Genomic DNA, 23,825 nt, shown 5'->3' with positions numbered 1-23,825 from the left:
GTGCCGCGGCGCTGTCAGGCCAGGTTGGACGAACGCGGGTACGCGTCGGTCGGGTCGGTGAGCACGTTGACCAGGTACGGCACCCCGGCGTCGAAGGCCCGTTCCAGGGCCGGCCCGAGGTCGGCCGCCTTCGCCACGGTCTCCCCGGCCCCGCCGAGCGCGGTCACCACCTGGTCGTACCGGAGTTCCGGTTGCAGGTCGGCGGCGACGTCGTAGCCGTACATGGCGTTCATCGGGTGCTTCTCCAGGCCCCAGATTCCGTTGTTGCCGACCACGATCACGACCGGCAACCGCTGCCGGACCAGCGACTCGACGTCCATCAGCGAGAAGCCGGCCGCGCCGTCGCCCATCAACACACAGACCTGCCGGTCCGGGTAGCTGACCCGGGCGCCCATCGCGTACCCCATGCCGGTGCCGAGGCAGCCATAAGGGCCGGGGTCGAGCCAGGTACCGGGCTGCGCGGGTTCGAGGTAACGGCCGGCGTACGAGACGAAGTCGCCGCCGTCGCCGATGGTGACCGCGTCCGGGGCGAGGACCCGACGCAGTTCGCCGTAGACCCGGGCGGGTTTGATCGGGTCGGTCTCGGCGGCCATCGCCGCCGCGTCCTTGGCCCGGGCGGCGTCCTCGGCGGCCCGCAGGTCGGCGATCCACGACTCGTGGTCGGCCCGGTCGCCGGTGTGGTCGGCGAACGCGGTCAGGATCAGCCGCAGGTCACCGGCGGGGCTGACGGCCGGCTCGACGTGCCGGGCCCGTTGGCTGGGCGCGTCGACGACGTGCACCACCGTCGCGTCGCCGAAGTCGCCGAAGCCGAGCCGGAAGTCGAGCGGGGTGCCGACGACCACCACCACGTCGGCACCGGCGAGCGCGACCCGCCGGGCCTTGGCGAAGTTGAGCGGGTGTCCGGGTGGCAGCGCGCCCCGGCCCATGCCGTTGGTGAAGACCGGTACCCGCAGTGCCTCGGCGGCGGCCCGCAGCGCCCCGACGGCGTCACCGCCGTACACGTCGGAGCCGGCGATCAGGACGGGGCGCTGCGCCCCGGCGATCAGCCGGGCGGCGCTGGCCACCTCGTCCGGGTCCGGTTCCAGCACGGGCACGGCCGGCGCCACCGGGTCGGCCTCCCCGGTCGAGAAGATCACTTCGAGCGGCAGGTCGAGGAAGACCGGGCCCCGGTGCGGAGTGAGCGCGATATCCAGGGCACCCGCGACCGCGCCGACCACCTCGTCGGGGCTGTGCACGGTGGCGGCGTGCTTGGTCACCGGGGCGACCAGCGGCACGTGGTCGATCTCCTGCAGGCTGCCCGCGCCCCAGCGGAAGCCGGGCGCCCGACCGCCGAGCACCAGCACCGGCGAGGCGTTGAAGTAGGCACTGGTCAGCCCGGAGATGCCGTTGGTGACGCCGGGGCCGGCGGTGAGTACCGCGAGCCCGGGGCGACGCTGCAGTTTGGCGACCGCCTCGGCGGCGAAGACGGCGGACTGTTCGTGCCGGACGTCGTAGATCGGGAACCCGGTACGGTGCGCGGCGTCGTAGAGCGGGAAGACGTGCCCGCCGGAGAGGGTGAACATCTCCTGTACGCCGTACCCGCGCACCGCCGCGAGCGCCAGTTCGCCGCCGTGGCCCTCGATCCGCTCCGTCATGTCGCTCCCCTCGTCCGTGCCGTCCGGGCGGCACCCGAGGGGTGCCGGGGGTCACAGGCTACCGGCCGGTTACCGGCCGGTACAGCCGGGCAGGCCGCCACCGGTGAGCCCGGGAGGGCAACGCGAACGCTTCCGCCCGGAGAACGGCCGCGCCCGTCCGGTGGGGGTCCACCCACCGGACGGGCGCGGTCAGCGGAGGTGGTTCAGCGGAGCCTCATCACCACCGCCAGCGGCTCGGTCCGGTACGGGGTGTCCGTGTCGAACGCCAGCCGTGCCTCGTACTCGCCGTGCCCGGCGACGGCCGGGACGGCGACGGTGACCATGACGGTGACCGACCGCCCGGCCGGGATGGTCAACTCGGTCCGGTCGGTGGACAGCCACGACACGTCCGTGCCCCGTACGCAGGAGCCGGAGTCCGGCAACTGCTGTGCGGACGTGGTCATCGTGGCGCCGTCCACCAGGCCGCCGACCTGGTACATGCCGCACGCGGCGCCGCCCCGGCTCCGGGCGTTCCGGGCGTCCGGCAGGTGCGACCAGACCCCGGTGTCGGCGTTGAACTCCAGCACCTGGTGACTGATCTCGTCCGCGCTGACGCCGCCGATGATCCGCAGGTTGCCGCCGACGCTGGCGTACGCCATGCCGTAGGTCGACAGGTTCAGCCGGGTCGTCGGCACCCAGGTGTCCGAGTCGGCGAAGTACCGGAAGACCTCGTTCGTGGGGACGTCGACGTAGCGGCCGGACTCGTGCACCGTCTCCAGTCCGCCCGCGCAGACCAGCCCGGTACCGGCGGCACCGCAGGCGAAGTAGGAGACCGGCTTCGGATAGTCGGCCAGCCGGGTCCAACGGTCGGCGGCCGGGTCGTAGCGGTACACCCGGGTGCTCGCCGGCTGGCACTCTACGGTCGGACAACCGGCGACCACGTACAGGCTGCCGTCGATCGACGCCGCCGCGGCGCTCTCCGTCGGGGTGGGCAGGTCGGCCCGGCGGGACCACCGGTCGGTGGTCGGGTCGTAGGCGTACGTGGTGGACGTCGGTCCGCCCACCGGGCCCAGGCCGCCGACGACGTACAGCTTGCCGTCGACGAAGCCGCCGACCGCGCCGGCCCGTGCCTCGGGCAGGTCGGCGAGGCGGTTCCAGGTCCGGGCCTGCGGGTCGAGGACGTACCCCTCCTTCATGAAGTAGCCGTAGGAGTCGCCGCCGACCGCGTACACCGTGCCGTCGTTGTCGGCGACCACACCGTCGACCACCGGCATCGGCAGGTCGGGCAGGTCCACCCAGGCGGTGCCGTCCGCCGCCGGCTGCGGTGGTGTCGGTGCGGACGAGCGGGCCGTGTCGCCGCCGGCGGTGGCCGCCCCGGCCGGGGTGAAGCCGCGATCCTGTTCGACCAGGCTGACCCGCAGCGGCCGGTCACCGTCGTTGCTGAGCCGGACCTGGCGGGAGGTGCCGCGACCGGCCCGGACGGAGAACGACAGGTCGGAGGTGTGGACGGCCAGCCGGCCGGCCCGCAGACTCCAGTCCCGGCGGACGACCCGGTCGGGGTCGACCCGGACCTTCGCCGTGGCGTCGGCGTAGCGCAGGCCGGTCACGGTCATCGGAACCGTTCCGTCGCCCTCGGCGAAGAGCCAGTAGAAGCCGTCGTCGAGGTTGGTGTCGACGGAGGTGTCGAAGCTGGTCGCCCGCCCCGCCGGACCGGCGGCGGCGACGGTGGCCCCGACCAGCGCCGCACCGGTGTTGTCGTCGCGGACCTGCCCGGCGACGAGCCCGCCGGGTACGACGGCGCACGTCCGACGGCCCACGACGACGTTGTCCAGCTGCCACCAGTTGGCGAGCTCACCCTGGTAGCGGAACCGCACCTGCACCCCGGACCGGCCGGCCGCCTGCGGGACCGGGATCTCCACGTGCCCCCGGACGTCGGCGCCGGCGAGCTGGAAGACCTGGCTCCAGGTCGCCCCGTTGTCCAGGCTGAGTTCGATGCCCCCGCTCTGCGAGCCGAAGTTGGAGGCGGCGTAGTCGCTGTCGAACCCGATCACCGGCTCCGGCACGTCCCGCAGATCCACCGCCGGGCTGACCAGCGTCGAGTCGATCCGGCCCGACTGCGCCCAGGTGTCGACGGTGGCGAACGCCCCGTCGCCGCCGGTCATGTTGTCCTTGCCGCCGGGGTTGTCGAAACGCCACGTCTGGCCGCTGCCGGAGTCGTCGGTGACCCGCCAGCCGTCCTGCGGCCCGCCGGCCCAGCCGGTGAAGTCCGCGCCGACGCCCTGGTGGCGCCAGACGTACCCGGGGGCGGTGCAGGACGTGGCGTCGATGGCGAGCCGCACGTCCCGCCGCACGTCGCCGGGCCGGGCGTCGACCGTGGCGGTGACCGTGCCGGTCAGGTACCCCGGCATGTCGACCGGGGACACCCGCAGGGTGTAGCTGGCTCCGACCGGAAGTTCGACCTGGTAACGGCCGGTGTACGGGTCGGTGAAGACCGGCGCTCCCGGATAACCGTCGATGGCGACCCTGGCGTAGACCGGCCAGCCGTGACCGGAGGCGTCGGTGACCGTGCCGGTCACGGTACGGGTCGCGAGCGCGGTCAGGGCGAGGTCACGCCGGACGTCCCCACCGGCGCCGACGGTGATCCGTACCGGCGTCGGCGCCTGGTAACCGAACTCGGCGGCCACCACGTCGTACCCGCCGGCCGGCAGGACCAGGCGGTAACGGCCGCGCTCGTCGGTGACCGCGTGGTACGTGGCCCCTGTGTCGTCGGTGGCGGTGACGGTCACCCCGTCGACCCCGCCGTGCTTCCGGCCGTGCGGGTTCCTGGCGCTGGTGACGGTGCCGGTGAGCTGCCCGGTCGCGCCGAGGGTCAGTGCCGAGACGCCGAGCGGGGTGCCCAGTCCGGTCGGCCCGTCCCAGCCGGGACCGGCGGTGCAGAGCAGGTCGCCGCAGAAGCCGTTCGTGCCCTCGGTGACGTCGGAGAGCCCGGCCGCCCTGTCCTCGCGGTACGGGTACGTCACCGGGTACGTCCCCGGCAGCGGGTCGCCGGCCAAGGCGTACATCGCCGCGAGCAGCGGGGCGGCCAGTGAGGTGCCACCCCACTGTGCCCAGCCGTCCTGGCCGAGGGTGTTGTAGACGGCGAGCCCGGACTCCGGTGCGGCGGTGGCGGAGATGTCGGCGGTGGCCCGCTTGTCCCCGCAGTGTGTGTCGATGTCGGCCTGGTACGCCGGCCGGGCCTCCAGGGCGGAGCAGCCGCTGCCCGCGTTCTCCCAGGCGGTCTCGGTCCAGCCGCGCGGGGACGAGTCACGGGTCAGCAACGTGCCGCCGACCGCCACCACGTCCGGATGGGTGGCCGGGAAACTCTGCACGTTGCCGATGTCGCCGCTGGCCACCGTGATGGCGACGCCCGGGTGGTCGTAGTGGGCGTGGTAGAGGTTCTGGAAGGCCATCTCACCGGCGACGCCGTACGAGTTGGAGATGGCGACCGCGCCGAGCCGGGCCGCGGTGTCGACGGCCCGGCCGAGGTTGCCGATGGCGTTGTTGTCGGCCTGGACGAGCAGGATGTCGCAGGCGGGGCAGGCCGCCGAGACGGCGTCGAGGTCCAGCGCGGTCTCGATCGACCAGTCCGGGTCCTCGGCCGGGTAGTTCGTCCCGCCGGCCTGGTCCACCGCCCGGAAGCAGCCGTTGGCGGTGGTGCACGGCGGCAGCCCGTAGTGGGCGCGGAACACCGCCAGGTCGGCCTCGGCGGCGGCGTATCCGAAGGCGCCGACGATGGCGACGGTCTGTCCGGCGCCGCCGTCGGGCAGTTGGTAGGCGGACCTGATGTCGGCCGGCCCGAGCGCGCCCTCCGGCGGTCCGGAGAGCACCTGACCCCGTTGACCGTCCGGGGTGGAGAGACCGACCGCGAAGCACCGGGCCCACGGGCCGTCCTGGCCGGCCTCGGTCTTCTCGGCGGTGTTGCAGCCGGCCGGCTGGTAGTGCCGGGGCGCCCAGGTCGGGGCCGGCGTGTTCGGCGCCGTCCCTGGATCCGCCTGCGCCGGGGTGCCGGCCAGCGAGGCGGCGAGCAGCGCCACCGTGACGAGTGCGACGGGTAAGCGGACGCCCAGTCGTGAGGGCACGCGCATCCAGGGACTCCTTGCCAAGAGGGACGACGGGACGGCCTCGCCGTTGAGGCCACGGACGCGCCCGTCGCCAGGTCGTACGTGATCCCTGACACGAACTCGGCACGTATTGGGTGGCGATCTTGGCATGCGCCGGAAGGGCCGGACAATGTCCTGGTGCGTTCATGTTCCGGACAGCTGGCCGGTTCCTGACGGAGGGTTCGGATGTGGCATGCGGTCGGAGTGTCCGAGCCCGAGGCGCTCGTCTACGAGGCGCTGACCCGGCGCCGGCAGGCGGTCCTCGGTGATCTCCTCGGCGATGTCGCGCTCTCCCGGGCCCAGCTGACCCGTACGCTCGGCCGCCTGGTCGACCGCGGTCTGGCCAGCCGGCTGCCCGGCCGTCCCGCCCGGTACGCGGCCACGCCACCGGACCAGGTCGCCACCCTCCTGATCGCCGACCAGGAGCGTGACCTGCTGCGCCTGCGTACGCACGCCGAGCGGCTGGCCGAGGAGGTCCGGCGCCGGGAGGCGACCGGTCGCCACCCCGCCGAACTCGTCGAGGTGGTCGAGGGCGCGGCGAACCTCCGGGCCACCCTCGTCCGGTTGCAGCGCGAGGCGCGGACCCAGATCAGGGGTCTGGACCGGCCGCCCTACCTGGACAATCCGGTGCGCGGCAATCCGGAGGAGAACCAGCAGCTCACCGACCGCGGCCTGACCTACCGGGTGGTCTACGACCGGTCGGCGCTGGCCATCCCCGGGCGGATGGCGGAGATCTGGCGCGGCATCCAGAACGGCGAGCGGGCCCGGGTGGCCAGCAACGTGCCGATGAAGATGATGCTCTGCGACGACCGGCTCGCGCTCATTCCGGTGATGGCCGACGGGCAGCTGACCGACGCCGCCTACCTGGTGCACCCGTCGTCGCTGCTGGACGCGGTGAGTGAACTGTTCGAGGCGCTCTGGGAGCGGGCGGTCGCGGTCAACCGGGCCGGGGAGGACCCACCCGACCGCCTCTCCGGGCGGGACGCCGAACTGGTCGGTCTGCTGGCCGGCGGGGCCACCGACGAGACGATCGCCCGCACGCTGGGCTGGAGCGTACGGACCGTGCACCGGCACGTGCACCGGATCATGGCGCTGGTCGGCGCCGAGAGCCGGTTCCAGGCCGGCATGGAGGCGGTACGCCGCGGCTGGGTCTGACCCGGCCACGCACTGTCGAGGGCAGCGCGAGCGGTCGGGCGCTCAGCGGCCGGTGAAGTCCGGTTTGCGCTTCGCCACGAAGGCGGCCATCCCCTCCCGGCGGTCGTCGGTGGCGAACAGTGCCGCGAAGAGCTGGCTCTCCCAGGCCAGCCCGGAGGCGAGATCCATCTCCAGTCCACCGTCGACCGCCAGCTTCGCCGCCCGCAGGGCCTGGGCCGGACCGGTGACGTACGGCTTCACCATGGCGACCGCCTCGGCGTACACCTGGTCGGCGGGGACCACCCGGTCGGCGAGACCGATCCGCAGCGCCTCGGCCGCGTCGACCATCCGCCCCGACATGATCAGCTCCTTGGCCCGGGCCGGGCCGACCAGTCGGGCCAGCCGCTGGGTGCCACCCGCACCGGGGATGATGCCGAGTCGGATCTCGGGCTGGCCGAGCTTGGCGTCCTCGGCGACCACCCGCCAGTCACAGGCCAGCGCGAGTTCGCAGCCGCCGCCGAGGGCGTATCCGGTGATCGCCGCGACCACCGGCTTCGGGATCCGGGCGAACGCGCCGAGGGCACTGGACAGGTCGGCCGCCCGCTGCGCCATGTCCACGTAGGACATGTCGGCCATCTCCTTGATGTCCGCGCCGGCCGCGAAAACCTTTTCGCCGCCGTACACGATGACCGCCCGGACCTCGGGATCGGCGGCGACGATGCCGCCCGCCTCCCGCAGCTCCTCCTGGACCTGGGTGTTCAGGGCGTTCATCGGTGGCCGGTCCAACCGGACCGTGCCGATGCCCTCGTTGATCTCCACCCGGACGAAGTCGCCCACCGCCCACCTCCACGTCGAAGTCGCGAGGCTCACCCTAACGGGCGTTCGACACGGCCGGGCCAACCAGCCCGTCCGGCACGGGCGAACCCCGGACCACGCCGGTGGCCGCTCGGCCCACCCCGGGGTGAAACCCGAACGGGTGGTCCGGGGGTAGGCCCGCCCGGGCCGGGATTCGCGCTGTCCCGGGCAGGGTAACTTTGACTGCGCGTACGGGATTCACCACGGTGCAGCCTCACCGGGTCGAGGATTCCCAGGTTGAGGTGCACCGCGTTCAACACCACCACGTCGAACTGGTCGAGGCGGGACGGCGATGACCACGTACTACAACGACCGTCAGGTCCGGATCACCTCGGAGGCGGTCCGGGTGGCGGGTCGGGCGTACCCGCTCCGGGAGATCAACCGGGTGTGGCACGTCCGGGCCGGACGGCGCTGGGGTGCCCTCGCCGGTCGCGGCGCGCTGCTCGCGGCCCTCGCCGGCCCGCTGGTCGCCGCCGCGCTCGGTCTGCTGGTCGCGGTACGGCTGCACACCCCACTCGCCGTCACGGTCGGCATCGTCGGGGTCTCCGTCCTGGTCGGACTGGCCGCCGCCCCGGTCGCCGACTTCCTGCTCGACCGGGTCGACCGCAGTTACGACCGGGGCAGCCACCAGTTGGAGATCTGGGCCCAGTGGCGGGGCGGACCGGTCCGGCTGCTCAGCACCGGCGACGCGTTGCGGTTCGGGCAGATCTACCGGGCGCTGGAGCGGGCCGTGGACCAGCGAACAGTCCGCTCGGGTCGCCGATAATCCCGGCACCGAAACTGTTTCCACGCCTCCCCATTGTCGTTACTGGATTGTCCGAGCGGGACCGGTAGCAAGTCGGCAAGGTCATCTCAAGTATTGCGAATGTCGTTCATCTAACAGCGACGACCTCCTCCGGGAGTGGGTCGACGATCGATATTCGTCGCTAGTATCGAGCCACTCCAAAAACAAACCTGGGGAGGTTTGATGCTAGCGATGCGCACACCCGCGCGCATTCTGGCCGCTGGGGCGACCCTTGCCTTCGCGGTGCTGCTCACACCAACGTCAGCGCTCGCCGCGGTACCGTCCACGGCCGAACTGGCGGGTATCGCCGAAGGCGTACTCGTCACCGAGAACGCGGCCCTGCTCTCCGGGGCCGCCCAGAGCCGGGCGCTGGCCGGCGCCCGACCGGCGGTCGCGCCGAGCGCGGCCGGCACGCTCGCCGCCCGGCAGGCCGTCCAGGCCGACCGGGACTATGCCCGGCGACTCGCCGGCGCCGAGTTCACCTCCGTGGACACCTCGGTCACCGTCGTGTCGAGCGCCGGCAGCGGTACCCGACGTAGCGCCGAGGTGGTGGAGGAGACCACCTACCGGTACGCCGGTTCGGCGCAGGAATACCAGTACACCGCCCGGCACCAGGTGCGGTACCTCCTGGTCGACCAGAGCTGGCGACTGGCGGACATCACCGCGCTAAACCCGGCGAGCGAGTTCAGCGCGGCGCAGCTCACCCGGGTCACCCGGATCCCGGAGGCGGTCCGCCGGGCCGAGATCGCCGAACGGATCACCACCATGCGCGCCTCGCTGGCCGCCAACCGGACGGCCCTGGCCGCCGGGGACGCCACCAAGCTGGCCAACCGCCGGGTCCCGGCCGCTGACGCGGAACGCGCCACTCCGGACAAGACCGAGCGGGTCGGCGCGACGAGCGCCATCGGCCGCCCCGCCGACCGACCGCTGCCCGCACCCGACCGTGTGGCGCAGCCGATGGGCGGCGAGGGCCCGCCCTACAACTACCAGGCGATGGTCGACTTCGCCCTCTTCTACGCGAGGGACAACCCGGTCACCTACACCCGGGACACCAACGACTGCACGACGTTCATCTCCTGGGCCCTCTGGACCGGCCGGTACGCCGAGGCCGGCTCCGAGGACTACCCGGCGGTGCTCTGGAACCACGACGACTACGACGTCTGGTACTGGCGCTGCAACGACTGCACCCCGATCCACTCCTACACCTGGGGCGGGGCGACGAACTGGAACATCTACGAGAACAACTACGGCGGCCGGGTGACCTTCATGCCGTACCTCGATGATCTGCTCATTTCCGATGTCATGCAGTTGGAGATCGACGGATACGGGGAAACCGATTCTCCCGACCACACCATGATGGTGACCGGCCGCGGGACGGATGGCTGGCCACTGCTCAGCTACCACAGCGACGACACCGAGGACAAACCGTTCTGGGACATCATCTCCCAGCACGACGGCCCGTACTGGGCCGCGCGTACCTGAGACAGCGGTCTACCATCTGAACAATCACACTCACCATTTCCGAATGGGACGAGGGAGGCGGCCGAGATGTCTTCCGGTCTACGCGTAGCACCGGCCGTCGCGGCCGCCTCCGTCACACTCGTCACCGCTGCCTCCCTCACCGCCTGCGGGTTCACCGGGGCCGCACCCCAGGGTGGCGAGCAGTGTCCGACGCCCACCGCCGCCGCCGTCCGGGAGCACGCCTCCCGGGCGGCGGCGGTGTTCCGGGCGACGATCGAGGAGCAGCCGCTCATCACCGACGGGGTGACCACCACCCGGGGCCTGGTCGCCCGGGTGGACGGGACGCTCGCCGGTGCCGGCGTGCCGGAGCGGGTGGTGGTCTGGCCCGGAGTGGACACTCCCACCGAGAACGACCTGCTCGGCGTCGGCACCGTCCTGGTGGTCTTCGCCCGGCCGCACGATCGGCCGACCACGGTCGACGGCGCGCCGCTGCCCGGCTACGACATCACCGGCGCCAACGCTCTGCTGTCCCCCGTGCCGGAGGGCGTCGTCCGGATCTGCAAGGGCGGACGGAGCGCCCCGGCTGCCGCCACGGTCCTGGACGAGGTGTGAGCCGCGCCGCCACCCAGCCCTTCGACAACGGTTGACAGGCAGGCTTTGCTGGAATGGTGACGCTCTATTACCGGGACGACACGGTACGCGTAACCTCGGCCGCCATTCACGCCAACGGGCACGCGGTGCCGATCGCCGAGGTGACGTACGTCTGGCACGTCCGTGGACCCGGCACCGCCCGGACCCGGTCCCGGCTGCTCGGGCGGGGCGTCCTCATCTTCCTCTTCTCGATTCCGCCGCTGGTCGCGATGATCTGCGTACTCTCCCTCGCCTATTCGGCGCACGACCGGGGGCAGTGGCAGCTCGCCGCGTTGATCCTGGCCGCCTGCGTGGTCGGCGCGTTCGCGCTGACGCCGTTCCTGGAACTGCCGCTCGGCTGGCTGGACCGCTCCTACGAGCGGGGCGTCCGGGTGCAGGAACTCTGGGTGCAGTGCCACGGTCACGAACTCATGCTGGTCCGGACCTCCGACGCGCTCCGGTTCGGCCAGATCTACCGGGCCGTGCAACGCGCCATCGAGCAGCACGGAGCAGATCGCTGACCGGTTCGGTCCGGATCCGCAACAGGTCGGGCCCCGCCGGCCATAGTTGAACGTGACCATCCAGATGCAACCGCCGGACCAGGAGCTGTGGTCAGCCTCCGAGACCGGCGACCCGGCCGCCTTCGGCCGACTCTTCGACCGGTACGCCCGGACGGTCTACAACCACGCCTTCCGGCTCACCGGCTCGTGGGCGACCGCCGAGGACGTCACCCAGTCGACGTTCATGGTCGCCTGGCGGCGCCGGGGCGAGGCCCGACTGGTCGACGGTTCCGCACTGCCCTGGCTGCTGGTGGTGGCCACCAACACCGTCCGGACGGAGTGGCGGTCGGCGCGACGGTGGCGGGCGCTGCTGCGCCGGATGCCGCCCGAGCGGGACGTCGGCGAGGACCCGGCCGACGAGGTCGCCGGGCGGCTCGACGACGAACGACGGATGAAACAGATCCTGGCCGCCGTACGCCGGCTGCCCCGGGCCGAACGGGAGGCCGTGGCGCTGTGCCTCTGGTCCGGCGTGTCGTACCGGGAGGCGGCCACGGTGCTCGGGATCAGCGAGGTGGCGGTGCGGTCGCGGGTGAGTCGGGCCCGGGCCCGGCTGACCGGCCTGTTGTGTGACGACGACAAGGAGGCAGAACGATGAACACGATCCTCGACCCGCCTGCCGAACGGGACCTGCCGCGCGGCCGGGCAGCCCGGATGCGCGCCGACCTGGTGGCGTCGGTCAGTCCCCCGGAGGGCCGGGCCGGGCTGCCGTGGTCGCGCGGTCCCGTCGCCGCCCGGGTACGACGACCGGTGCTCGTCGTCGCGGCGGCCGCCCTCGTCGCGGCCGGTCTGACGGTGCTGCCGACGATCCGGGACGACAACAGCGCGTCGACCGTGCTGGCGATGGGGGCGGACGAACTCTCCCCGACGCTGCGACGGGCCACCGAGTGGTGCCTGGAGCAGAACGACGAGATCCACCGGATTCCGATCACCACGGACGACCTCGCGGTGGCCGCCCAACGGTCCCACCACTCCGTGATGCTGTTCCTGACCGAGTCGGCGTACTTCGAGTGCAGCGTCGACCTGACCCCCGGCCGGGAGTTCAGCGGCGGCGTCGGCAGCGAGCCGGACTGGCGGACCAGGGACTGGTTGCCCGGCCTGGTCCAACAGATGATGCTCACCTCCAGCGAGCTCCGCAGTGGCGAGGTGGCGGTGAGCGGCCGGGTCAGTGGCCGGGTGCACCGGCTGGTGCTGGAGCACGGCGACGGTCGCCACACCACGGCGCGGCTGGCCAACGGCACCTTCGGCCTGGTGAGCCGCGGGGATGTGACCAGCCGGGCCGAACTGGTCGGTTACGACCACGAGGGACGGGAGATCGCCCGACAACTGCTCTTCGACTGGCGCAGCGAGGACCGCTGCTACACCGACCCGAACGGCAACGTCGTCTACGGCAAAGCCGGCCCGGACTGCCACCCGGCGGAACCCTGGGGGTACTGAGCAGGGCGGGTCGGCCCGAAGTGTCAACGGGTCACGGCTGATCGGGCTGTCCGGCTCCACCCGGCAGGACCGGCAGGGCGTGCAGCCCCCGGATCAGTACGCTGGGCCGCCAGACCAGCTGGTCGGGCGGCACCGCCAGCCGCATCCCGGGGAACCGGCGGGCCAGCGCGGCGAAGGCGACCTGCCCCTCCAACCGGGCCAGCGGCGCGCCGAGGCAGTAGTGGATGCCGTGCCCGAACGCCAGGTTCGGGATGACCGGCCGGTCCAGGACGAGCCGGTCCGGATCGGGGAAGCGCGCGCCGTCACGGTTCGCCGACGACAGCGAGACCACCACCGTCGCGCCGGCCGGGATCACCTGACCGCCGATCTCGACCGGCTCCACCGCGGTACGGAACGTCGAACTCTGCACCGGCCCCTCGTAGCGCAGCAACTCCTCGATGATCCCGGGCAGCAGCTCCGGCGCCGCCACCACCCGCGTCCAACGCTCCGGCTCCGACAGCAGCACCAGCATGCCGTTGGCGATCAGGTTGGTGGTCGTCTCGTGCCCCGCGATCAGCAGCAGGTAGACCATCGAGGTCAACTCGTCGTCGCTGAGCCGGTCACCCTCGTCCCGGACCGCGAGCAGGTCGGAGAGCATGTCGTCGCCGGGGCGCTCCCGCTTCACCGCGAGTAGGTCCCGGATGTAGGTGACCATGGCCCGCACGGCGGCCGGCCAGTCGGCCAGGTTCATCGGGCCGGCGAGGATCGCGGTGACCCAGCCCCGGAAGGCGGACTGGTCCTCCGGCGGGACGCCGAGCATCTCGCAGATCACCTGGATCGGCAGCGGCGCCGCGTACGCGTCGAGCAGGTCGATTTCGGCGTCGCCGGGGATGTCGTCCAGCAGGCGCTCGGCGATCCTCTCGATCCAGGGCCGCATCGCGGCCACCCGGCGCGGCGCGAAGGGCCCGGCGACCAGCCGGCGCAGCCGGGTGTGGTCCGGCGGGTCGGTGGCCAGCATGTGCCGGGTCAACGCCCGCTCGACGTCCTCGGAGACCAACGTCCGGTACTCCACCCCACCGGCCGGCGAGATGCCCTTGCTCAACCGGGGGTCGCTCAACGCCCGCTGTGCGTCCTCGTACCGGGTGACCAACCAGGCGGTCCTCCCGGTCGGCATGGCCATCTCGATCACCGGGCTGTCCCGACGTAATGTGCCCAGCACCTCGTGCAGGTCCCAGCCGGCGACGAACGGATTGCTGACGGGTACGGTCGTCACGGCTTTCCCCCGCTCTGCTGTCGGTGGCGTTCCGGCTCCGGCCTCACGCGGGTCGCCGTGCCGGCACCCGTCCATCCTTCCGACATCCGGTCGCGTTTGTCGATGTCGAATTTTACGTCCCGCAACCCTGTCGACTACTCAGCGTGTGCCGTTCAGGGTGACCGGAAGCCCGGTCAGGCACCGGATGAGCAGGCTGGGCCGCCAGACAACCTCGTCGACCGGGATCGCGAGCCGGATTCCCGGGAACCGGCGGGCCAGCGCGCGGAACGCGACCTGTGCCTCCAGCCGGGCCAGCGGCGCGCCGAGGCAGTAGTGGATACCGTGTCCGAAGGCCAGGTTCGGCACCGCCGGACGGTTCAGCACGAGCTGGTCCGCCTCGGCGTACCGGGCCGGGTCGCGGTTCGCCGAGGCGAGCGAGACCAGTACCGAGGCACCGGCCGGGATGAGCTGCCCGCCCAACTCGACCGGCTCCAGCGTGGTACGGAAACTCGCCGCCTGTACCGGCCCTTCGTAGCGCAGCAGTTCCTCGATCACCCCGGGCAGCAGCTCCGGCGCCGCCACCACCCGCGCCCAGCGGTCCGGTTCGGCGAGCAGCACCAGCATGCCGTTGGCGATCAGGTTGGCGGTCGTCTCGTGGCCGGCGATCAGCAGCAGGTAGACCATCGAGGTCAACTCGTCGTCGGTCAGCCGGTCGCCCTCGTCCCGGACCGCGAGCAGGGCGGAGAGCAGGTCGTCCCCGGGCTGGCGTCGCTTGCGTTCCAGCAACTCGCCGATGTAGCCGACCATCGCGGTGATCGCCGGTGGCCAGGCCCGGACGTCCATCGGCCCGGCGACGATCGCACTCACCCAGCCGCGGAAGTCCGCCTGCTCCTCGACGGGTACACCGAGCAGTTGGCAGAGCACCTGGATGGGCAGCGGATAGGCGTACGCGTCCAGCAGGTCCACCTGCTCGGCGCCGGCCATCTCGTCCAGCAGCCGTTCGGCCAGCTCCTCGATCCAGGGCCGCAGCGCGGCGGTCCGGCGGGCGGTGAAGGCGCTGGAGACCAGGCGGCGCAGCCGGGTGTGGTCCGGCGGATCGGTGGCCAGCATGTGCCGGGTCACCGCCTCCCCCACTTCCGGCGGTACCAGGTTGCGGTAGTTCACCCCGCTGGCCGAGACCGCCTTGCTCAACCGGGGATCACCCAGCGCGCGCTGCGCGTCCTCGTAACGGGTGACCAGCCAGGCGGTGGCCCCGTTCGGCAACGGCATCTCCGTCACCGGGCTCTCCCGGCGCAGCCTGGCCAGCACCTCGTGCAGTTCCTTCGCGGACCCGAACGGGTCGGCGGCGGCTGTGGTCGACACGGTCCTCCCCCGTTTCCTGGCACCGGCCACCCGGCCCGGCCCGGGCCTCGCCCCCACCGTCCTCCGTCGGGACCGGTAACCACTGCCCGTCCATCCTCGACCTCGGCCACCCCGCCTGTCGATACCGGCCCGACAGGTGCCGGCGTCGAGCGGGAGCCGACGGCCGGTCAATCCACATCCACAGGCACGGATTCGGTACGGGTCTTGCCGGTCCAGTGCCGGGACACATCGCGGCGCGACCGTGCTGCGGTACAGCGCGACGCAGTCCGCTCGACGAAGTTGGCGGATCGGCGTCCGGTGATGTCCGTCAATCAACCGTCGCCGTCGCGACCTGGCAGTCCGGCCGGCGGCCATCCAGGTCGGGAGATCAGTCCGAGCCATCCGGGCGAGGCGTGGCGCGTCGATGTCACGAGCCGCGACTCCACCGATCGGCGCGCGACGGGCGCCGAGTTGCCTGAGGCGGCGAGAATCGCAGCGTGGACGGTGACGTGGTCCGTTCGAACCTCCGGAGCTTTGTCGGGCTCACGGCTGTCGCCCTGGCGCTCGTGGCGGTCGTACGTTTCGGCTCCTACGAGTCGCCCCCACCACCGGAGCCGTGGCGGCCGACCGCCGGATTCGTCGCCGCGGAGACCGTGGCCCTGGGTGGCGACCGCACCCTGCGGCTCTGGACCGCACCGTCCGCATGGAGCGTCGAGAGCCTGGTCGACGGCCGACACGCGGGCGCGGTCAGTGCCTGGGGTGACGTCGACCGGTACACGGTCGACGAGGTTCTCGGCGGTTTCCTCGGCGACGTACCGGTGACCGACGCCCACGCGGTCTCGGTCCGAACCCACGACGGCGCCACCGTACGGGCGCGCCTGTACGACCGGAGGTTCCTCGTGCCAGGTCACGTCGCCGGGCCGACCGAGCCGGCACTTCTCGTCACGCCGCTCGACGCCGCCGGCCGGCCACTCAGTGCCGAGACCTCGGTGCCGATCGCCGGCCGTACCTGACAACGCCTCGACACGGATTGAGTCTGACGCTACGACCCACCGGCCTTCTCGGGCGTCCCGGACGGGCGGACCACTGCCCCCGTCCCGACCGCTACGCGTACCGGTCGGCCAGTTCGACGGTACGGCGGGCAGCCGCCACCATCGCCCGGTCGGCGAACCGGCCGTCCGGCAGCACCACCGTGCCGGAGTCCCGGGTCTGCGCCTCGGCCACCGCGTCCAGCAGCTCGCGGGCCCGCGACACCTCCGCCTCGGCGGGCCGGAACGCCTCGACGATCACCGGCAACTGCCGGGGATGGAGCGCGGTCCGGCCGACAAATCCGAGCCGTCGCCCGAGCGCGCACGACTCGGCGAGCCCGGCCAGGTCGGTGACGTTGGCGTACACCGGCAGCATCGGCGGCGGCAGGCCGGCGGCCCGGGCGGCCACCACGATCCGGCCCCGCACCCAGGTCAGGCCCTCCTCGACGGTCACCCCGAGATCGGAGCGCAGGTCGGCTTCGCCGAGCCCGAGCGAGGCCACCGTCGGACCGGCGGTCGCGATCTCGTACGCCCGCTCGACGCCGACCGCCGACTCGACCAGCGGATGCAGTGGCACCGACGCCCGCCCGGCGACCCGACGGACCGACCCGGCCGACTCCACCTTCGGCAGCCGCAGCCCGGCCAGTCCCGGTGCCCCGGCGACCGCGTCGAGGTCGGCGCCGACGTCCGGGCCGGTCAGCTCGTTGACCCGGACGTGCACCGGCACCCGGTGGGTGCTGCCGACGAACTCGGCGACCGCGTCGCGGGCGTACGCCTTCCGGGCCGCCACCACCGCGTCCTCCAGGTCGAGGATGACCGCGTCGGCACCGGAGCCGACCGCCTTGTCGAACCGGTCCGGTCGGTCACCGGGCACGTAGAGCATGGTCAGCGGCATCAGATCGCACCCCCCGCGCGCAGTGCGGCGATCTCCTCGGCGGTGAAGCCGAGCCCGGCCAGCACCTCGTCGGTGTCCTGCCCGTGCCGCCGCCCGGTGTGCCGGATCCGGCCCGGCGTCGCCGACATCCGGAACGGCACGTTCTGCATCCGGATCGGCCCGAGGTCGGCGTCCGGCACCGAGACCACGGTGCCGAGCGCGGCGTACTGCGGGTCGGCCAGGATGTCCCGGACGTCGTAGATCGGCGCCACCGCCGCCTCGGCCTTCTCGAACGCGGCCACCACCTCGTCGCGGTCCCGGGCGCCGACCCAGGCCCCGACGGCGGCGTCGAGCACGTCGGCGTGCGCGGCCCGGCCGCTGCCGGTGCCGAACCACGGCTCGTCGACCAGTTCCGGCCGGCCGACCAGTCGTACCACCCGTTCGGCGATGCTCTGGGCGCTGGTCGAGACCGCCACCCAGCGACCGTCGGCACACCGGTAGGTGTTCCGGGGCGCGTTGTTGTTCGACCGGTTGCCGAGTCGGGGCTGCAGGTAACCCAGCTGGTCGTACCAGGTGACCTGCGGTCCGAGCATCGCCATGATCGGCTCGATGATCGCCAGGTCGACCACCTGCCCGACCCCGCTGACGTCCCGGGACCGCAGCGCCAGCATCACCGCGTACGCGGTCGCCAGTGCGGTCACCGAGTCGGCGAGCCCGAACGGCGGCAGGGTCGGCGGTCCGTCCGGTTCACCGGTGGCGGCGGCGAAGCCACTCATCGCCTCGGCGAGGGTGCCGAACCCGGGCCGCCTGGCGTACGGGCCGACCTGACCGAAGCCGCTGATCCGGGCGATCACCAGGCGGGGGTTGACCGCGTGGAGTTCCGCCGGCCCGATCCCCCACCGTTCCAGGGTGCCGGGCCGGAAGTTCTCCACCAGGACGTCGGCGTCGGCGACCAGCCGGCGCAGCACCTCCGCCCCGGCCGGGTCACCGAGGTTCGCGGTGACCGTTCGCTTGTTGCGGCCGAGCACCTTCCACCAGAGTCCGATCCCGTCCTTCGCCGGCCCGTGTCCCCGGGACGGGTCCGGCTTCGCCGGGTGCTCGACCTTGACCACCTCGGCACCGAAGTCGCCGAGGAAGGCGGTGGCGAGCGGGCCGGCGAACAGGGTGGCGAGTTCGACCACCTTCACCCCGGCCAGCGCGGCGGGCGTCACCCCGGCCGGCACGGCGGACTCGGCGGTCATGCGCCGCCTCCTTCCGGCAGGTCGACGGCGCAGCGGAAGCCGATCGACGGCGAACGGGTGAGGCCGGCGCCGAGCGGCAACAGCTTGACCGACATCTCCGGCGGCTGCGGACCGCCGTCGAGATACCAGTCCGAACCCTCGGCCCGGTACGCCGCACCGCCCTTGAGGATCAGGAACCGGGTACGCCCGTCGGTGTGCTCGCTCTCGGTCAGGTTCCACACCAGCGGCTCGGCCCGGTGCAGCAGTCCCGCCTCGGCGGCGACCTGCCACTCGTCCTCGGTCGGCAGCCGCAACCCGGCCCAGGCCGCGTACGCCCGGGCGTCGGCCAACTCCAGGTGGGTGGCCGGCGCGTCGGCGGCACCCCAACCGGCGCCGCCGTCCGCCCAGGGCCAGCGTTCGGGGCGGACCGGGCGGTAGCCGCTGGCCTGGACGAACTCGGCGTACTCGGCGTTGGTCACCTCCCGCTCGGCGATCGCGAACCGTCCGAGGTGGACGGTACGACGTTGGGTCACCGACTGGTGCAGCCTCGGTGGCAGCGGCTTCCACTCGTCGACGTACGGCGCCTCGCCGTACAGTCCGGTCTCCCGGAGCCGGTACCGGACCAGCAACTCCCGCCGCCCGCCGTCGACCGCCACCATCCCGGCCGGTACGTCGTCCCGCCGTACCACCGGCGCGGGGATCCGCACCGCCGCCCGGGCCGGGAAGTCCGGCTCCCCGACCGGCGGTTCGTACGTCGGCACGGGCCGCCCGTCCGGAACCTCGGCCACCGCCGCGATCCCACCCGGCGGCAGCGGGAAGCCACGGACCGCCCACCGGCCGTCGGACCGCCGCTCCTCGGTCAGCGGGGTTCCGGTGACCAGGTCGTGGAGCCGGTGCCCGGGCCGGGTCGCCGACTTCTCCAGCCAGATCTCCTGATGGTGGTCACCCCGGTTGACGACCGTCCACAGGGTGGTGCCGTCGTGCGTCCAGCGGGAGGCGTACACCCCGTTGCCGGCGTGGTCGGCGAGCGGTGTCCAGTCCTCGGAGCGGAACCAAACGGCGTGGCTGCGCTGCACCCGGCGCATCGCCCGCAGCACGGCCCGGTCCCGGTCGTTCCAGCCGACCCACACCCCGAAGACGCTCTCCCAGACCAGCACGCCGGCCCCGTTCAACCAGGCCGAGTGCAGTTCGTCCAGGTGGCTGCGGTGCCAGCGCCGGGTGTGGTGCAGCATGTGCCGGCGCTCGAACCACTTCGCCCGGAGCACCCCGGGCACGGTCGAGTCGGCGAACCACTGCGCCCAGGACATCGCGTGGTCGGCGATCCGGGCCAGCGGCACCCGCGACTCGCCCTCCAGGACCAGACCCGGACGGGCCGTGTCCAGGCTCTTTCGCAGTTCGCCGGCCCCTTCCTTGAGGGTGTCCAGGAAGATCCCGTCCACCCCGAGCCAGCCGGCGAGTGCGGCCACCTCCTCGGCGTCCGATCCCGGCTCGCGCCGGGTCCCGACGTCCCACGGGTTGTAGTCGACGAAGACCCGTACCCCGCGCGCCTGGAAGGTCCGGACCACCTCCGGCAGCTCCGGGACCTGGCGGTAGAAGTCGAACTGATTGCGCTCGTCCAACCCGATCACCGGGTACGCGTGCCAGAGCACCACCCCGTCGAAGCCGCCGAAGTCCCGTTCCGCCGCCGCCAGGAACGCGTCGACGGTGAAGATCCCCCGCTCGTGGTCGTAGAGCGTCTCGTCCCAGAGCCAGGCCAGGCAGACGCTGAAGTCGTCCCCGGCGATCTCGTCGTAGTGCCGGCCGTCGTAGTCCAGCCGACGCCGCGCCTCGGCCCGCCAGCGGGTGATCCGGTCACGCCAGGCCGGCCAGTCCGCCGGGTCGTCGGGGGCGGCGAAGATCTTCGCCTCGTCCAGCACCGACAGGTCCGCCTCCGGTTCCAGTGGTACCGCCGTCGGCAGGTCGATCGGCCTCGGCACGTACGGGTTGAAGGCGACGGGAACCCGCTCGCTCATGCCGCCGCTCCTCCGCCGGTCGCCGACGCCTGCGGACAGGCCTGGGCGAAAAGCTCGTCGATCTCGTCCCGGGTCGGCAGTGCGGTGGAGGCACCCGGCCGTCGGGCACAGGCGGCTCCGGCCGCACAGGCCCAGGCCAGCGCCGCCGTCACCGCCGCCGCGTCGACCGGCCCGCCGCGTTCCGCCCAGGCCACCGCCAGGGCGCCGGTGAAGGCGTCCCCGGCCGCGGTGGTGTCGACCGCCTCCACCGTCGGCGACGGCACCGACAACCGCAGCCCGAGCCGGTCCGCGTACCGCACCCCCCGGGCGCCGAGCGTCACCACCGCCCGGGGCACCAGGTCGAGCAGCGCCTCCATCAGGCCGTCCAGCCCGACACCGTCGTCGGCGCCGGCGATCACCGCCGCCTCCACCTGGTTCACCACCAGCAGGTCGACCACGTCGAGCAGCTCGGCCGGCAGCCGTCGGGCCGGCGCCGCGTTCAGCACCACGGTGGTACCGGCGGTACGCGCCCAGCCGGCCGCCTGGATCACCGCCTCGATCGGCACCTCCAGTTGGGCGAGCAGCACGTCCGCCGCCTCCACCGCCGCCCGGTCCGGGTCGGCAAGGCTGGTCAGTTCCCCGTTGGCGCCGGGCGCCACCACGATCAGGTTCTCGGCAGCGGCGTCGACCGCGATCAACGCCACCCCGGACGGCCCCGGCACACTGCGCAGCCGCCGTACGTCCACCCCCGCGTCCGCGAGACTGGCCCGCAGCTGGTCGGCGAAACCGTCCTGCCCGACCGCCCCGACAAAGGCGCACCGGGCACCGGCCCGGGCGGCGGCCACCGCCTGGTTCGCACCCTTGCCCCCGGGTACGGTGCTGAATCCGTTGCCCAGCACCGTCTCCCCGGGTCGGGGCAGGCTCGGCGCGGTCACCACCAGGTCCAGGTTCGTACTGCCGACCACCACAACTCGGGCATCCATCACAGATTCTCCTCGCTGCTCAGTCGTCGGGTCCGTTCGGCCAGTTCGACGAAGCTGATGCCGTCGAAGCCGGCGATGCTGCTGTGCAGCCGTCCCCGCAGCGGTGCGGTCCACTCCGCCGGCAGGCCGGCCGCCCCGGTCAACGCGCCGGTGACCGAGCCGACCGTGGCACCGGTCGAGTCGGTGTCCCAGCCGCCGCTGACCACCGCGCAGATCGATCGGACCAGATCGCCCCGACCGTACGCCAGGGCGGCGGCGACCAGGGCGGCGTTGTTCCGGACGTGCACCCAGTGCAGGTGGCCGTGTCGGGCGTACAGCGCGTCCAGCACCGACTCCCAGTCGTCGTCGCCGGAAGCGGCCGCGCCCAGCGCCCGGGCCTCCCGGACCGCGGTCGTGAACCGGCTGCCCGGGGGCAGTACCGACTCGCCCGCGTCGAGGACCGTCTCCACGTCGGCGGCGACCACGGCGGCGGAGGTCATCGCCGCCACCCAGAGCGCCCCGTACACCCCGGACCGGACGTGGCTCAGCGCCGCGTCCCGGTACGCCAGTTCCGCCGCCCGGTCCGGCCGGCCCGGGTTGACCCAGCCGTAGACGTCGGTACGGATCTGCGCACCGATCCACTCCCGGAACGGGTTGTGCCGCCGTGCCGTCTCCGGCGGGGTCAGCCCGAGCAGCAGGTTGCGGTACGCCACCCGTTCGGCGGTGAAGACCCGCCCGCCGGGCAGCCAGTCCAGCCACGCCTGGGCCACGTCCACGCTGCTGAACTCCGGCCCCCGGGTCTCCAGGATCCGCAGCGCCAGCAGGGCGAAGTTCAGGTCGTCGTCCTCGGGCATGCCGTTGATGTTCTCGGCGAGGCTGTGCACCGCGCTGCGCCGGTTCCACGGCCAGCGGGCCGCCACCTCGACCGGCAGCCCGGCGGCGGTGAAGTAGCCGCGCAGCGGCCACCGCCCGGTCGCGGTGAGGATCTCCCGGATCCCCTCCCGGGGGATCTTCTCCACCGGCTTGCCGAGCAGGCAGCCGACCGCCCGGCCGAGCCAGGCACCGTGCAGCCGGTCCGGCTCCGGCGCCCCGGTGGGCAGGCCGGACTCCGTCGGCCAGGTGGCCCGGATGTCGACGAGCGACTGCGGCTCCGTCGCCGGGTCCGGGTCCGGCAGCGCGGCACAGCTGTCGAGCAGTTCCGCCGCCAGGCGCCGCAGCTCCGGCCCGGCCGGCACCGCCGATGCCCCGCTGGCCGGCGGCACCGTCGACCCGCCGGCGGCCGCCCAGCGCGCGGCGATCGCCGACACGTCCCGGCCCTCGTCCGCGCTGGCCGCCAGCTCGTGCGGCAGCAGGTCCTCCGGCTGCACCCAGGTCAGCCGCATCGGCGCCGCCGCACCGGCCGCCGCCCCGGTCCCGTATGTCGGGGTCCCGTTCATGCCAGCCCGGCGAAGCGCTCGGCGCGCCGGTCGAACCGCTCCCGGTCCTGTGCGAAGATTTCCGTCGCCACCCCGGCGAGCTGTCGGGCCGGCTCGACCAGATCGGTCCGGGACTGCTCGGCGACCACCTCGGACCACTCGGCCGGTACCGCCGCGGCACCGCCGAGCGCGCCGGCGATCGCCCCGGCCATGGTGGCCGTCGAGTCCGCGTCCCGGCCGTAGTTGACCGACCCGAGCACCGCCTGTCGCAGGTCACCCCGGGCCACCACCAGCATGCCGAGGGCCACCGGCAGTTCCTCGATCGCGTGCAGGCGGCTGGGTCGCCGCGCCCCGAGCCCCGGGTTGCGGTACTCCTCCCCCACCGTGTCGTACGGCGCCATCGCGGCGCGCAGCGGGGCGATGGCGTCGCGCCAGTCGGCGTACCCCTCGGCCTGCTTGACCACGGCGGCGATCGCCGCCCGGGTGCCGTCCCGGGCCAGGTCCAGCACGGCGGCCAGCACGTCGCCGACCGCCGCTCCGGGCGCCATCGCGGCGGCCACCGCGGCGGCGAAGACCGCCGCCGCCTCCCGCCCGTAGCTGTGCTGGTGCGCGCCGGCGATCTCCACCGCCTCGGCGTACGCGGCGGCCGGGTCGCCGGCGTTCACCACGCCGACCGGGGCCATGTACATCGCGGCACCACAGTTGACGATGTTGCCGACGCCGCCCTCCCTCGGGTCGACGTGTGCGTGGTGCAGGCGGGTGACCAGCCACCGCTCCGCGGCGGCGAGCCGGTGGAAGGTCACCCCCTCCCGCTCCAGGTCCGGGATGTAAACCACCCGCTCGATCAGGTCGGGTACCAGCAGTTCCGCCACGTCGTACGCGTCGAGGTGGTCCCGCTTGCGCAGGTACGCCCGCACCAGTGCGTGGGTCATCAACGTGTCGTCGGTGATGTGCCCGTCGCCCTTGTGGTACGGCGCCAGCGGCCGTGCGGTGGCCCAGTCGGCGTGGAACGGTGGCACGATCCCCTCCACCCAGCCGCCGTACCGGGCCCGGATCTGCTCGGGCAGCGCCGTTTCCGTGGCACCGCCGAGGGCATCGCCCACCGCGGCGCCGACCAGGCAGCCGACCGACTTGTCGAGCAAGAGTTCCATGG

General features: G+C 73.0%; 19 protein-coding genes. 8 read left to right on the top strand and 11 right to left on the bottom strand.

What is annotated here, in order from left to right:
* Nucleotides 1–14: 14 nt before the first annotated feature.
* A complete protein-coding gene (locus V1633_RS03235; protein ID WP_331212612.1) occupies nucleotides 15–1,634 on the bottom strand; it encodes an acetolactate synthase in 1,620 nt (539 codons plus the stop codon).
* Nucleotides 1,635–1,837: 203 nt separating this feature from the next.
* Nucleotides 1,838–5,737: a carboxypeptidase regulatory-like domain-containing protein gene (locus tag V1633_RS03230; RefSeq protein ID WP_331212611.1), complete on the bottom strand. Its 3,900-nt coding sequence runs from the start codon at nucleotides 5,735–5,737 to the stop codon at nucleotides 1,838–1,840.
* Nucleotides 5,738–5,938: 201 nt separating this feature from the next.
* Between V1633_RS03230 and V1633_RS03225 the strand changes: the two genes are divergently transcribed.
* Nucleotides 5,939–6,907 carry a helix-turn-helix domain-containing protein gene (locus V1633_RS03225; RefSeq protein WP_331212610.1) on the top strand — a complete coding sequence of 323 codons (969 nt, stop codon included), beginning with the start codon at nucleotides 5,939–5,941 and terminating at the stop codon, nucleotides 6,905–6,907.
* Nucleotides 6,908–6,949: 42 nt separating this feature from the next.
* Here V1633_RS03225 and V1633_RS03220 read toward each other — a convergent pair whose 3' ends face one another.
* A complete protein-coding gene (locus tag V1633_RS03220) occupies nucleotides 6,950–7,723 on the bottom strand; it encodes an enoyl-CoA hydratase/isomerase family protein (RefSeq protein ID WP_331212609.1) in 774 nt (257 codons plus the stop codon).
* A 310-nt stretch (nucleotides 7,724–8,033) separates the two neighbouring features.
* On the opposite strand from V1633_RS03220, the gene V1633_RS03215 reads away from it, so the two are divergent.
* From V1633_RS03215 to V1633_RS03190, 6 genes are all read left to right on the top strand, one after another.
* Complete coding sequence (locus V1633_RS03215) at nucleotides 8,034–8,507, top strand: DUF6232 family protein (RefSeq protein ID WP_331212608.1); 474 nt, start codon at nucleotides 8,034–8,036, stop codon at nucleotides 8,505–8,507.
* 210 nt (nucleotides 8,508–8,717) lie between these two features.
* Entirely contained in the window at nucleotides 8,718–10,007 is a 1,290-nt protein-coding gene (locus V1633_RS03210) for an amidase domain-containing protein (protein ID WP_331212607.1), read from the top strand.
* Nucleotides 10,008–10,073: 66 nt separating this feature from the next.
* A complete protein-coding gene (locus tag V1633_RS03205; protein ID WP_331212606.1) occupies nucleotides 10,074–10,598 on the top strand; it encodes a hypothetical protein in 525 nt (174 codons plus the stop codon).
* Between the two features lie 53 nt (nucleotides 10,599–10,651).
* A complete protein-coding gene (locus V1633_RS03200; protein WP_331212605.1) occupies nucleotides 10,652–11,137 on the top strand; it encodes a DUF6232 family protein in 486 nt (161 codons plus the stop codon).
* 52 nt (nucleotides 11,138–11,189) lie between these two features.
* Nucleotides 11,190–11,771: an RNA polymerase sigma factor gene (locus V1633_RS03195; protein ID WP_331212604.1), complete on the top strand. Its 582-nt coding sequence runs from the start codon at nucleotides 11,190–11,192 to the stop codon at nucleotides 11,769–11,771.
* Nucleotides 11,768–12,610 (top strand): hypothetical protein, encoded by an 843-nt coding sequence (locus tag V1633_RS03190; protein WP_331212603.1) that lies wholly within the window; start codon nucleotides 11,768–11,770, stop codon nucleotides 12,608–12,610. Before V1633_RS03195 ends, V1633_RS03190 begins: the two co-directional genes overlap by 4 nt.
* 31 nt (nucleotides 12,611–12,641) lie before the next feature.
* Here V1633_RS03190 and V1633_RS03185 read toward each other — a convergent pair whose 3' ends face one another.
* Nucleotides 12,642–13,862, bottom strand: coding sequence for a cytochrome P450 family protein (locus tag V1633_RS03185; RefSeq protein WP_331212602.1), 1,221 nt, complete (start codon nucleotides 13,860–13,862; stop codon nucleotides 12,642–12,644).
* A 138-nt stretch (nucleotides 13,863–14,000) separates the two neighbouring features.
* Nucleotides 14,001–15,203 carry a cytochrome P450 family protein gene (locus V1633_RS03180; RefSeq protein ID WP_331212601.1) on the bottom strand — a complete coding sequence of 401 codons (1,203 nt, stop codon included), beginning with the start codon at nucleotides 15,201–15,203 and terminating at the stop codon, nucleotides 14,001–14,003.
* Between the two features lie 476 nt (nucleotides 15,204–15,679).
* Between V1633_RS03180 and V1633_RS03175 the strand changes: the two genes are divergently transcribed.
* The gene (locus V1633_RS03175) at nucleotides 15,680–16,195 is read left to right on the top strand and encodes a hypothetical protein (RefSeq protein WP_331212600.1); all 516 of its coding nucleotides are present in this window, start codon (nucleotides 15,680–15,682) and stop codon (nucleotides 16,193–16,195) included.
* Nucleotides 16,196–16,286: 91 nt separating this feature from the next.
* Here the strand turns inward: V1633_RS03175 and V1633_RS03170 are convergent, their stop codons facing one another.
* The 6 genes from V1633_RS03170 to V1633_RS03145 are packed head-to-tail and all read right to left on the bottom strand — an operon-like array spanning nucleotide 16,287 to nucleotide 23,823.
* A complete protein-coding gene (locus V1633_RS03170; protein WP_331212599.1) occupies nucleotides 16,287–17,105 on the bottom strand; it encodes an HpcH/HpaI aldolase/citrate lyase family protein in 819 nt (272 codons plus the stop codon).
* Nucleotides 17,105–18,325: a CaiB/BaiF CoA transferase family protein gene (locus V1633_RS03165; RefSeq protein ID WP_331212598.1), complete on the bottom strand. Its 1,221-nt coding sequence runs from the start codon at nucleotides 18,323–18,325 to the stop codon at nucleotides 17,105–17,107. The genes V1633_RS03170 and V1633_RS03165 overlap by 1 nt, the downstream gene beginning before the upstream one ends.
* Entirely contained in the window at nucleotides 18,322–20,316 is a 1,995-nt protein-coding gene (locus V1633_RS03160) for an SUMF1/EgtB/PvdO family nonheme iron enzyme (RefSeq protein ID WP_331212597.1), read from the bottom strand. Before V1633_RS03160 ends, V1633_RS03165 begins: the two co-directional genes overlap by 4 nt.
* The gene (locus V1633_RS03155) at nucleotides 20,313–21,281 is read right to left on the bottom strand and encodes a ribokinase (protein WP_331212596.1); all 969 of its coding nucleotides are present in this window, start codon (nucleotides 21,279–21,281) and stop codon (nucleotides 20,313–20,315) included. Before V1633_RS03155 ends, V1633_RS03160 begins: the two co-directional genes overlap by 4 nt.
* Nucleotides 21,278–22,693: an ADP-ribosylglycohydrolase family protein gene (locus tag V1633_RS03150; protein ID WP_331212595.1), complete on the bottom strand. Its 1,416-nt coding sequence runs from the start codon at nucleotides 22,691–22,693 to the stop codon at nucleotides 21,278–21,280. The genes V1633_RS03155 and V1633_RS03150 overlap by 4 nt, the downstream gene beginning before the upstream one ends.
* Nucleotides 22,690–23,823 carry an ADP-ribosylglycohydrolase family protein gene (locus V1633_RS03145; RefSeq protein WP_331212594.1) on the bottom strand — a complete coding sequence of 378 codons (1,134 nt, stop codon included), beginning with the start codon at nucleotides 23,821–23,823 and terminating at the stop codon, nucleotides 22,690–22,692. The genes V1633_RS03150 and V1633_RS03145 overlap by 4 nt, the downstream gene beginning before the upstream one ends.
* Nucleotides 23,824–23,825: the final 2 nt, after the last annotated feature.

Source organism: Plantactinospora sonchi (assembly GCF_036422035.1).
Lineage (GTDB): Bacteria > Actinomycetota > Actinomycetes > Mycobacteriales > Micromonosporaceae > Plantactinospora > Plantactinospora sonchi.
The sequence above is the reverse complement of the archived record's forward strand: the minus strand, read 5'-3'. Positions and strand labels throughout refer to the sequence as shown.

Coding starts and splice junctions, on each gene's coding strand:
- V1633_RS03235 (WP_331212612.1), bottom strand. CDS start 1,634: ATGACGGAGCGGATCGAGGGCCACGGCGGCGAACTGGCGCTCGCGGCG.
- V1633_RS03150 (WP_331212595.1), bottom strand. CDS start 22,693: ATGAACGGGACCCCGACATACGGGACCGGGGCGGCGGCCGGTGCGGCG.
- V1633_RS03200 (WP_331212605.1), top strand. CDS start 10,652: ATGGTGACGCTCTATTACCGGGACGACACGGTACGCGTAACCTCGGCC.
- V1633_RS03225 (WP_331212610.1), top strand. CDS start 5,939: ATGTGGCATGCGGTCGGAGTGTCCGAGCCCGAGGCGCTCGTCTACGAG.
- V1633_RS03205 (WP_331212606.1), top strand. CDS start 10,074: ATGTCTTCCGGTCTACGCGTAGCACCGGCCGTCGCGGCCGCCTCCGTC.
- V1633_RS03160 (WP_331212597.1), bottom strand. CDS start 20,316: ATGAGCGAGCGGGTTCCCGTCGCCTTCAACCCGTACGTGCCGAGGCCG.
- V1633_RS03170 (WP_331212599.1), bottom strand. CDS start 17,105: ATGCCGCTGACCATGCTCTACGTGCCCGGTGACCGACCGGACCGGTTC.
- V1633_RS03230 (WP_331212611.1), bottom strand. CDS start 5,737: ATGCGCGTGCCCTCACGACTGGGCGTCCGCTTACCCGTCGCACTCGTC.
- V1633_RS03215 (WP_331212608.1), top strand. CDS start 8,034: ATGACCACGTACTACAACGACCGTCAGGTCCGGATCACCTCGGAGGCG.
- V1633_RS03165 (WP_331212598.1), bottom strand. CDS start 18,325: ATGACCGCCGAGTCCGCCGTGCCGGCCGGGGTGACGCCCGCCGCGCTG.
- V1633_RS03210 (WP_331212607.1), top strand. CDS start 8,718: ATGCGCACACCCGCGCGCATTCTGGCCGCTGGGGCGACCCTTGCCTTC.
- V1633_RS03190 (WP_331212603.1), top strand. CDS start 11,768: ATGAACACGATCCTCGACCCGCCTGCCGAACGGGACCTGCCGCGCGGC.
- V1633_RS03145 (WP_331212594.1), bottom strand. CDS start 23,823: ATGGAACTCTTGCTCGACAAGTCGGTCGGCTGCCTGGTCGGCGCCGCG.